A 9,236-nucleotide genomic window follows, 5' to 3' on the forward strand; every position below is an offset into this window, starting at 1 on the left:
TAACCCTGTCGTCACATTCGCGGGGAGCACATGGTCGCACGCGCCTACACCGTGGCCTTCGAAGGGGTCGAGGCGCGCCATGTCGAGGTGCAATGCGCGGTCCTGCCGGGCCTGCCGGGCTTTTCGCTCGTGGGCCTGCCCGACAAAGCGGTGTCGGAGGCGCGCGAGCGGGTGCGCGCGGCGCTCTCGGCGCTCGCCATCGCGCTGCCCTCGCGGCGCATCTCGGTCAACCTCTCGCCCGCGGACCTGCCCAAGGAGGGCAGCCATTTCGACCTGCCCATCGCGCTCGCCCTGCTTGCCGCGCTCGAGATCATCCCCTCTGACGCCGCCGAGAGCACCACCGCACTCGGGGAATTGTCGCTCGACGGCTCGCTCATCCCGGTGGTGGGCGCGTTGCCCGCGGCGATGGCCGCCGCCGCCGAGGACCGGATGCTGCTTTGCCCCCGCGCCTCGGGGCCCGAAGCGGCGTGGGTGGACGCGGCGCAGGTGATCGGCGCGGCCTCGCTGGCGGAAGTGGTGCGCCACTTTACCGGCGAGCGCCCTCTCGCCCCGGCCACGCCCGGCGAGGTGACGGCCCCGCCGCCCGGGCGCGACCTGCGCGACGTCAAGGGGCAGGAACGCGCCAAGCGCGCGCTGGAAATCGCCGCCGCCGGGCGCCATCACCTGCTGATGTCCGGTCCGCCCGGCTCGGGCAAATCCATGCTCGCGGCGCGCCTGCCGGGCATCCTGCCGCCGCTCAGCGCCGCCGAGGCGCTCGAGACCTCGATGATCCACTCAGTCGCCGGGCTCATCTCGGAGGGCGGGATCAGCCGCACCCGGCCCTTTCGCGAGCCGCACCACACCGCCTCGATGGCCGCCATCACCGGCGGCGGGCGCAGCGCCAAGCCGGGTGAGATCAGCCTTGCCCATAACGGCGTGCTGTTCATGGACGAGTTTCCCGAGTTTCCCCGCCCCGTGCTCGAAACCCTGCGACAGCCGCTCGAGACCGGCGAGGTGATGATCGCCCGCGCCAATGCCCATGTCAGCTACCCGTGCCGCTTCCTGCTGGTGGCCGCGGCCAACCCGTGCAAATGTGGCCACCTCACCGATCCGGCCCGTGCCTGCGCGCGCGCGCCCAATTGCGGCGAGGACTACATGGGCCGCGTCTCGGGGCCGCTGATGGACCGGTTCGACCTGCGCATCGAGGTGCCGCCGGTGGCGTTTTCCGATCTCGACCTGCCCGCCTCGGGTGCCACCTCGGCGCAGGCGGCCGAGCGGGTGGCGGCGGCGCGGGCGGTGCAACGGGCGCGCTTTGAGGGCCGGCCCGACATGCGCCTCAATGCCGATGCCGAAGGCGAGGCCCTGGAAGAGATCGCCACGCCCGACGCCGAGGGCCGCGCGCTGCTCACCCGCGTGGCCGACCGCTTCGGGCTCACCGCGCGCGGCTATCACCGGGTGCTGCGCGTGGCGCGCACCATCGCCGATCTCGACGGCGACGAGACCGTCCGCCACCCCCATGTGGCCGAGGCGGTAAGCTTTCGCATCAGCACCCTCAAAGAGCCCTGATCCAGTCCGCAAGGTCGTTCAGGGTGGCCTTTGCCTCGGGCAGGACATTGTGAAACAACGGCCAGACATGCGGATGATCGGGCGCGACATGCAGCACGCTCGACACCCCCTGCGCACGCAGCCGGGCCTGCATCCGCACCGCGTCATCGCGCAGGAATTCGGTATCGCCCACCACCATCCACACCGGTGGCGCGCCGTCGTATTGCCCCCGGAGCGGCGAAGCGCGCGGATCGTCCGGGTCATGCCCCGCGAGAAACATCTCGCACATTTCCCCGATCCGGCCGGGGGCGAGCACCACGTCGCGTTCGGCATTCTCCGTGATCGACGCGCCCGAAAACGTCATGTCGGTAAGCGGCGACAGGGCAAAGACACCCTTGGGCGGCGCGATGTCCTTCGCCAGTATCTCGTGCAGGAGCGCGAAGGACAGCGCGCCCCCCGCGCTATCGCCCCCGATGATGACCTCGTGCCCGGTCCTGAGCGCGCGGTAGACAGCCAGCGCATCCTTGATCTGCGCGGGAAAGGGATGCTCGGGGGCAAGGCGATAATCCGGCAGGCAGGCGCGCAGGCCTGTCAGCGCCGAGAGCCGCGCCAGCATTGCCCGATGCGTGTCCGACGAGCCGAACACATAGGCCCCGCCATGCAGGTACAGGATGACCGGTTCCTCGCGGGCATCGCGCGCCTGTGCCCATTGCACCGGCACGCCTGCGAGCGTGTCGCGACGATAGACGCGCCCCCACGGGCCGTGAAAATAGACTTTCGACTTCAGTTCGAAGGAGCGCCGCAATCGCTCGACCGGGTGCCGGGCCAGCGCCGGTTTCTCGAACCAGCGCAGGTGCCGGTTGAGCAGCGCCAGTTGCCAGCTCACCGCCGCCGCACCTCGATCGCGTCCCAGATGAGGCCCGCCCCGTTGGTGCCATCGAAGCGTTCCAGCTCCTGCAGGCCCGTGGGCGAGGTCACGTTGATCTCGGTCAGGTAATCGCCGATCACGTCGATTCCCACGAAAACCTGCCCCTTCTCGCGCAGAAGCGGGCCGATCCGGTCACAGATCTCGCGGTCACGCGCGGTCATCTCGACCTTCTCGGCGCGCCCGCCCACATGCATGTTCGAGCGCGTCTCGCCCACTGCCGGCACCCGGTTGATCGCGCCGATGGGCGTGCCATCCACCAGGATCACCCGCTTGTCGCCGCGGCTGACATCGGACAGGTATTTCTGCACGATCAGCGGTTCTCGCGAGAAGCCGGTGAACATCTCGTGCAGGCTCGCGAGGTTGCGGTCGGATTCTGGCAGGTGAAAGACACCCGCCCCGCCATTGCCGTAGAGCGGCTTGAGGATCACGTCGCCGTGGCGTGCACGGAAATCGCGGATTGTCCCGATATCCCGCGCGATGGCGGTGGGCGGCATCAGGTCGGGGAAATCGAGAATCAGGAGCTTCTCGGGGTAATTGCGCACCCAGAACGGATCGTTGACCACCAGCGTGCCCGGCGCCAGCCGCTGCAGGAGGTGCGTGGTGGTGATGTAGAACATGTCGAACGGCGGGTCCTGCCGCAGCCAGACCACGTCGAAATCGCCCAGGTCGACGGTCTTCTCTTCGCCAAGGCTGAAGTGATCGCCGGCAACCCGCTGCACATGGAGCGGCCAGCCGCGCGCCGTCACCCGCCCGTCCTCGTAGGCCAGCCGCTCCGGCGTGTAGTAGAACAACTCGTGGCCGCGCTCCTGCGCCTCCAGCGCGAGCCTGAACGTGCTGTCCGCTTCGATATCGACCGGCCCGATCGGGTCCATCTGAAAGGCGACCTTCATCCCGTTCCCCGTGGTTGTGCGTCCTTTCCTTTCATGGGCCAACGCGTTCCGGGGCGCAATTCAGAAATGACCGAAGGCCGCCTCGAGCAGGTGCACGGCCCCGGTCGCGTCCACCGCCGCCACGTCGAACCGCACCGGGGCAAGCTGCCCCTCGGGCGTGAGACCGATATATTCCGAGGCCGCGTGATAAATGCGCTCCATCTGCCCGTGGCGCAGCCGGTTCAGCGCCACGTCGAAACTCGCCGCGCGCTTGACCTCGCAAAAGACATAGGTATCGGGCGCGCGCAGCACGAGGTCGATCTCGCCGCTCTCGCCCCGCCAGCGCCGGGCGAGGACCCGCACACCGCGCGCCTCGTAATGGCGCGCCACGCTCTCCTCGGCGGCCTGCCCGCTCAGCCAGGCACGCAGGCCGCGCTCTTGCCGGCGCGACAGCCCAGGCGCCGACACCGATGGTGGTGCCCCCTCGAAATCGAATGCCAGTTGCCGCGTCTCCATCCTGCGCACCCTTTCCATCCTCGTCACCTCTCGATCCAGCACCCCGCGACCGCGCGCTCAGTCACGATCCGACCGGGCACCGGGTGCCGCCAGAACCAAGGCGCGCTGATAGACCGTGCGCCTTGGCAGCCCGAGGCGCGCCGCCACCAGATCGGCGGCATCGCGCACCGATCCCTCTTTTAATGCCTCTTCCAGCGCACTGTCTAAATCCGTTTCCTTAACATTTGACTGATCCCCGCGATCGATCACCACCACGATCTCGCCCTTGAGGGTCGTCCCGGCGCATCGGGTCGCGAGACCGGACAGCGTGTCGCGGCGTATCTCCTCGAATTTCTTGGTGATTTCCCGGCACAGCGCCGCCTGTCGCCCGCCGCCCAACACCTTGGCCGCATCCTCCAGCATCGCCGCGACGCGCCTTGGCGATTCGTAGAAAATGAGCGTCGCGGGCACGGCGGCAAGCTCCTCCAGCACCTTTCGCCGCCGCCCGGCGGTCGCGGGCAGGAAGCCAGCAAAGAGAAACCGGTCGGTGGGTAGCCCCGACAGCGTCAGCGCCGTGACTGCCGCCGAAGGCCCCGGCGCCGAGACCAGCGGATAGCCCTCGGCCACCGCCGCCCGCGCCAGATCAAAGCCGGGATCGGCCACCATCGGCGTGCCCGCTTCGGCGGCATAGACCACCGACTGCCCGGCAGCCAGCGCCGCCAGGATGCGCGGACGCATCCGCGCGCCGTTATGGTCGTGATAGGCCCAGAGCGGACGGTCGCCCAAGCCGATGCCGTGGATCTCCATCAGCCGTCGCAGGCTGCGGGTGTCCTCGGCCACAAGCACGTCCGCCGACGCCAGCAGGTCAAGCGCACGCAGGGTGATATCGCGCGCCGTCCCGATCGGCGTGGCGATCAGGTGGAGACCCGCCGCCGGTTTGCGCGTTTCGGCAATCATCTCTGGACCCTTTTCACATGACGGCTATGATCGAGGCGACAGGTATCCTGTCGCCGGTGCCCACAACACGGAGAGAGATTGCCATGTTCGCCGTTCCTGCCGCCCTTCGCAAGCCGATCGCCCGCCTCGCGGCACTGGTGGTGCTCGTGGCTGCCGCCGCCTGCGCGCCGGTGCCGCTGGCCAATACCGGCGGAGGGGTGAGCCGCGGCGGGGCGGTGCCGGTGGCACTTCTGGTGCCGCATGGCACGGCGGACGCGCAGGTGGCCAGCCTCGCGCGCGATCTGGAAGCCGCCGCGCGGCTCGCGGTGAGCGATCTCGGGGGCGTCGAGATCGACCTGCGCGTCTACGGCACCGCCGGACAGCCCGCGCAGGCGCAGCAGGCCGCGCTCAACGCCGTCGCCGACGGCGCGCGCATCATCATCGGGCCGCTGCACGCCTCCTCGGCCAATGCCGTCGCCGTCGCCACAGCCGATCGCAACATCAACGTGCTGGCCTTCTCCAACAACCCGACCATCGCGGGCGGCAACCTGTTCGTGCTCGGCCAGACCTTCCGCACCACCGCCGACCGGCTCGCAAGCTACGCGGTCAGGCAGGGCAAGAGCCGGATCATGACGGTCCATTCCGACAACCTCGCTGGCCGCCTCGGTCGCGACGCGATCGCAAACGCCGTGCAGGCCGAGGGGGCCACGCTCGCGGGCAGTGTTTCCTACGAATTCTCGCAGGATGGCGTGGTAAACGCCGTGCCCGAGATCCGCACCGTCGCCGAAACCAACGCCGCCGACGCGATCTTTCTCACCGCCAATACCGCGGGCGCGCTGCCGCTGTTTTCGCAGATGCTGCCCGAAGCGGGGCTCGGCCCCGACCGGGTACAGTATATCGGCCTGACGCGCTGGGACACGCCGCCGCAAACGCTGGAATTGCCGGGGGTGCAGGGCGGCTGGTTCGCGCTGCCCGACCCGGCCCGCTCGGCGCAGTTTGCCCGCCGGTTCGAGGCCGCGCAGGGCAACCCACCGCACCCGATCGCCGGACTGGCCTATGACGGCATCGCCGCGGTCGGCGCGCTGGCCAAGGCCGGGCGCGGGCTGACACGCGGCGATCTCACGCAACCGGCGGGCTTTCAGGGCGTGAACGGCGTGTTCCGGCTGTTGCCCGATGGCAGCAACGCGCGCGGCCTCGCGGTGGCGACGATAACCGACGGTACCGTCAACATCCTGTCGCCCGCTCCACAGAGCTTTGGCGGCGCGGGCTTCTGAGCCGCCCCGCCCTGGCATGACACTCCTGGATACACCCGCGCGACCCGACGACCTGATCCTGCCGCAAGAGCAGATACTCGACGCGGAGGCGCTCGCCCACGATCTCGCCGCCGCCGCCGCACACGCGGAGAACGCCGCTGACCTGCGGCGCGCCGCCGTGCCGATTCTCACCGAGGCGATGCAGGGCGGTCGCCGGGCCATCGCCGCGGCCTTTGCCACCCGCCCGTTCGACGCGCGCCCGGCCACGCGCGCATGGTGCTGGCTCACCGACAGCGTGGTGCTTGCCGCGCTCGACCTGGCCACCAAGACGATGCACCCGCTCTCCAACCCCACCGAATCAGAGCGGGTCGCGGTCTGTGCCGTCGGCGGCTACGGACGCGGCGAGATGGCCCCCTTCTCGGACGTGGACCTGCTGTTTCTCACCCCCTACAAGATCACGCCCTGGGCCGAGAGCGTGATCGAATCGATGCTCTACATCCTTTGGGACCTGCGCCTCAAGGTGGGCCACGCAAGCCGCACCGTGCGCGATTGCCTGCGGCTCGGTGCGCAGGATTTCACCATCCGCACCGCGCTGCTGGAAAACCGCTTCCTCGGCGGCGACGCGGAGCTTGCCGCCCGGCTCGACAGCCGCCTGCGCGACGAGCTGTTCACCGGCACCGAGCGGGAATTCACCGAGGCCAAGCTCGCCGAGCGCGACAGCCGCCACGAGAAGCAGGGCGAGCGCTACATGGTCGAGCCCAACGTCAAGGAGGGCAAGGGGGGCCTTCGCGACCTGCAATCACTGTTCTGGATTGCCAAGTACATCCACCACGTGCGCGAGGTGGGCGAGCTTGTGGCGCTCGGCACCTTTACCGGCGACGAGCTTGGCACCTTCATCCGCGCCGAGAATTTCCTCTGGGCGGTGCGCTGTCACCTGCACCTGATCGCCAACCGCGCCAACGATCAACTCACCTTCGACATGCAGGTCGAGGTGGCCGAGCGCATGGGCTATACCGACCGCGGCGGGCGACGCGGCGTGGAAATCTTCATGCAGGACTATTTCCGCCACGCCACCGCCGTGGGCGACCTCACGCGCATCTTCCTCACCAAGCTCGAGGCCGCGCAGCAAAAGGCCGAGCCGCTGCTGCAACGCCTGCTCAAGCGCCGCAAGAAGCTGCGCCGTGGCTATGCGCAGGTGAACGGTCGCCTCGCCATCGCCGACGAGGTCAACTTCCTCTCCGACCCGCTGAACCTGTTGCGGCTGTTCGAGGAGGGGCTGCGCACCGGGCTGCTCATCCACCCCGAGGCGATGCTGCTGGTCACAAACCATCTCGGGCTGATCGACGAGGACTTTCGCAACGACGCGCGGGCGCAGAAGCTGTTTCTCGACCTGCTGCTGAAACACGGCAACCCCGAGCGTGCGCTGCGGCGGATGAACGAGCTTGGCGTGTTGTCGGCCTTCATCCCCGAATTCGAGCCGATCCGCGCGATGATGCAATTCAACATGTATCATCACTACACGGTGGACGAACACATCATCCAGTGTATCTCGCACCTTGCCCGGATCGAGCGGCGCGAGTTGATCGAGGAGTTGCCGGTGTCGTCCTCGATCCTCAAGGAGGGGATCAATCGCCGCGTGCTCTACGTGGCGCTGCTGTTGCACGATATCGGCAAGGGACGGCCCGAGGACCACTCGATCCTCGGCGCGCGCATCACGCGCAAGGTGGCGCCACGCCTCGGGCTGAAGCCGCGCGAGGTCGATACCGCCGAATGGCTGGTGCGCCATCACCTGCTGATGTCCGACACCGCCCAGAAGCGCGACATCGCCGATCCGCGCACCGTGCGCGACTTTGCCAAGGCGGTTCAGAGCCGCGAGCGGCTCGACCTGCTGTTGCTGCTCACCGTCTGCGATATTCGCGGCGTCGGCCCCGGGACCTGGAACAACTGGAAGGCATCACTGCTGCGCGCGCTTTATCGCCAGACGCGGCGCGTGCTGGAAGACGGGATGGAGGCGCTCACCCGCGAACAGCGCGGCGCGGACGCCAAGCGCAACCTGCGCGAGGCGCTGCCCGATTGGGACGCGCGCGACCTCAAGGCCGAGACCGCACGCCACTATGCCCCCTACTGGCAGGGGCTGCACGTCACCGCCCACGTGGTCTTTGCCCGGCTCCTGCGCGACCTGCATGCCGACGAGATTGCCATTGATCTCGCCATCGATGCGGACCGCGACGCCACCCGCGCCTGTTTCGCGCTGGCCGATCACCCCGGCATCTTTTCGCGGCTGGCGGGCGCGCTGGCGCTGGTCGGGGCCAACGTGGTCGATGCACGCACCTATACATCCAAGGACGGCTTTGCCACCGCGGTGTTCTGGATACAGGATGCCGACGGCCACCCGTTCGAGGAAAGCCGCCTGCCCCGCCTGCGCCAGATGATCCAGAAAACGCTCAAGGGCGAGGTCGTCCCGCGCGACGCGATCAAGTCCCGCGACAAGCTGCGCAAGCGTGAACGCGCCTTCCGCGTGCCAACCCATATCACCTTCGACAATGAAGGGTCCGAGATTTACACGATCATCGAGGTCGATACCCGCGACCGCCCGGGCCTGCTCTACGATCTGACCCGAACGCTTGCCGCCGCCAATGTCTATATCGCCTCGGCGGTGATCGCGACCTATGGCGAACAGGTGGTCGATACCTTCTACGTCAAGGACATGTTCGGCCTGAAATTCCACACCGAGAGCAAGCGCGTGGCGCTGGAGAAAAAACTCCGCACCGCCATCGACGAGGGGGTGGAGCGGGCGCGGGAGTGAAGGGGATCGGCGCCGTAGGGTGGGCAATATTGCCCACCATGGGCGACGGCGATGTTTCGCGGCAGAGAAAAGGGTTTGGGAAGTGCGTCGGGGCGGCGGCAAGGGAGTGACCCCCCGCCGAAACGGTGGGCAGAGGTGGCCACGCTACGCTGGCTGCCGGTGCAAAGTTGTGAACGCTCGGCGTTCTTGATGACGTGACCGGCCCTGAGCGGACTTCGTTCCTCCTTCAAATTGCTGCGGTAGCAACACGCATTACGGACATTCGTGCAGCGTACTGAAGTCTTAGAGGTCGCCTAGCCAAGGAACGTCTGAAAAACCTGCGACTTTCTGCCTAATCTGATAGGTTTGGGGCGTCCGCCAGAGGAGTCCTGCCGATGCCGAAACAGCCCGCCTTTCCCAGCCTGCGTGATGCGATGAAGAAGAAG

At 68.0% G+C, this 9,236-nt stretch carries 7 protein-coding genes; 3 read left to right on the forward strand and 4 right to left on the reverse strand.

Annotated elements, in window-relative coordinates:
• Positions 1–30: 30 nt before the first annotated feature.
• Positions 31–1,545, forward strand: coding sequence for a YifB family Mg chelatase-like AAA ATPase (locus tag C6W92_RS11090; protein WP_104019837.1), 1,515 nt, complete (start codon positions 31–33; stop codon positions 1,543–1,545).
• On the opposite strand, the gene C6W92_RS11095 is transcribed toward C6W92_RS11090, so the two are convergent.
• From C6W92_RS11095 to rsmI, 4 genes are read right to left on the reverse strand one after another with little or no spacing between them, the layout of a single operon-like run.
• A complete protein-coding gene (locus C6W92_RS11095) occupies positions 1,532–2,410 on the reverse strand; it encodes an alpha/beta hydrolase (RefSeq protein ID WP_129433072.1) in 879 nt (292 codons plus the stop codon). The two genes, C6W92_RS11090 and C6W92_RS11095, sit on opposite strands and share 14 nt — an antisense overlap.
• Positions 2,407–3,342: a glutathione synthase gene (gshB, locus tag C6W92_RS11100; protein ID WP_129433074.1), complete on the reverse strand. Its 936-nt coding sequence runs from the start codon at positions 3,340–3,342 to the stop codon at positions 2,407–2,409. The genes C6W92_RS11095 and gshB overlap by 4 nt, the downstream gene beginning before the upstream one ends.
• A 60-nt stretch (positions 3,343–3,402) precedes the next feature.
• A complete protein-coding gene (locus C6W92_RS11105; protein WP_241691138.1) occupies positions 3,403–3,855 on the reverse strand; it encodes a YraN family protein in 453 nt (150 codons plus the stop codon).
• Between the two features lie 39 nt (positions 3,856–3,894).
• The gene (rsmI, locus tag C6W92_RS11110) at positions 3,895–4,773 is read right to left on the reverse strand and encodes a 16S rRNA (cytidine(1402)-2'-O)-methyltransferase (RefSeq protein ID WP_129433075.1); all 879 of its coding nucleotides are present in this window, start codon (positions 4,771–4,773) and stop codon (positions 3,895–3,897) included.
• Between the two features lie 83 nt (positions 4,774–4,856).
• Between rsmI and C6W92_RS11115 the strand changes: the two genes are divergently transcribed.
• Together C6W92_RS11115 and C6W92_RS11120 are read left to right on the forward strand one after the other, a co-directional pair.
• Positions 4,857–6,026 (forward strand): penicillin-binding protein activator, encoded by a 1,170-nt coding sequence (locus C6W92_RS11115; RefSeq protein ID WP_129433088.1) that lies wholly within the window; start codon positions 4,857–4,859, stop codon positions 6,024–6,026.
• A gap of 16 nt (positions 6,027–6,042) precedes the next feature.
• Positions 6,043–8,811: a [protein-PII] uridylyltransferase gene (locus C6W92_RS11120; protein ID WP_129433077.1), complete on the forward strand. Its 2,769-nt coding sequence runs from the start codon at positions 6,043–6,045 to the stop codon at positions 8,809–8,811.
• The last annotated feature ends 425 nt before the right edge of the window (positions 8,812–9,236 follow it).

Origin of the sequence: Roseovarius sp. A46 (genome assembly GCF_004126395.1) — a bacterium.
Lineage (GTDB): Bacteria > Pseudomonadota > Alphaproteobacteria > Rhodobacterales > Rhodobacteraceae > Roseovarius > Roseovarius nitratireducens.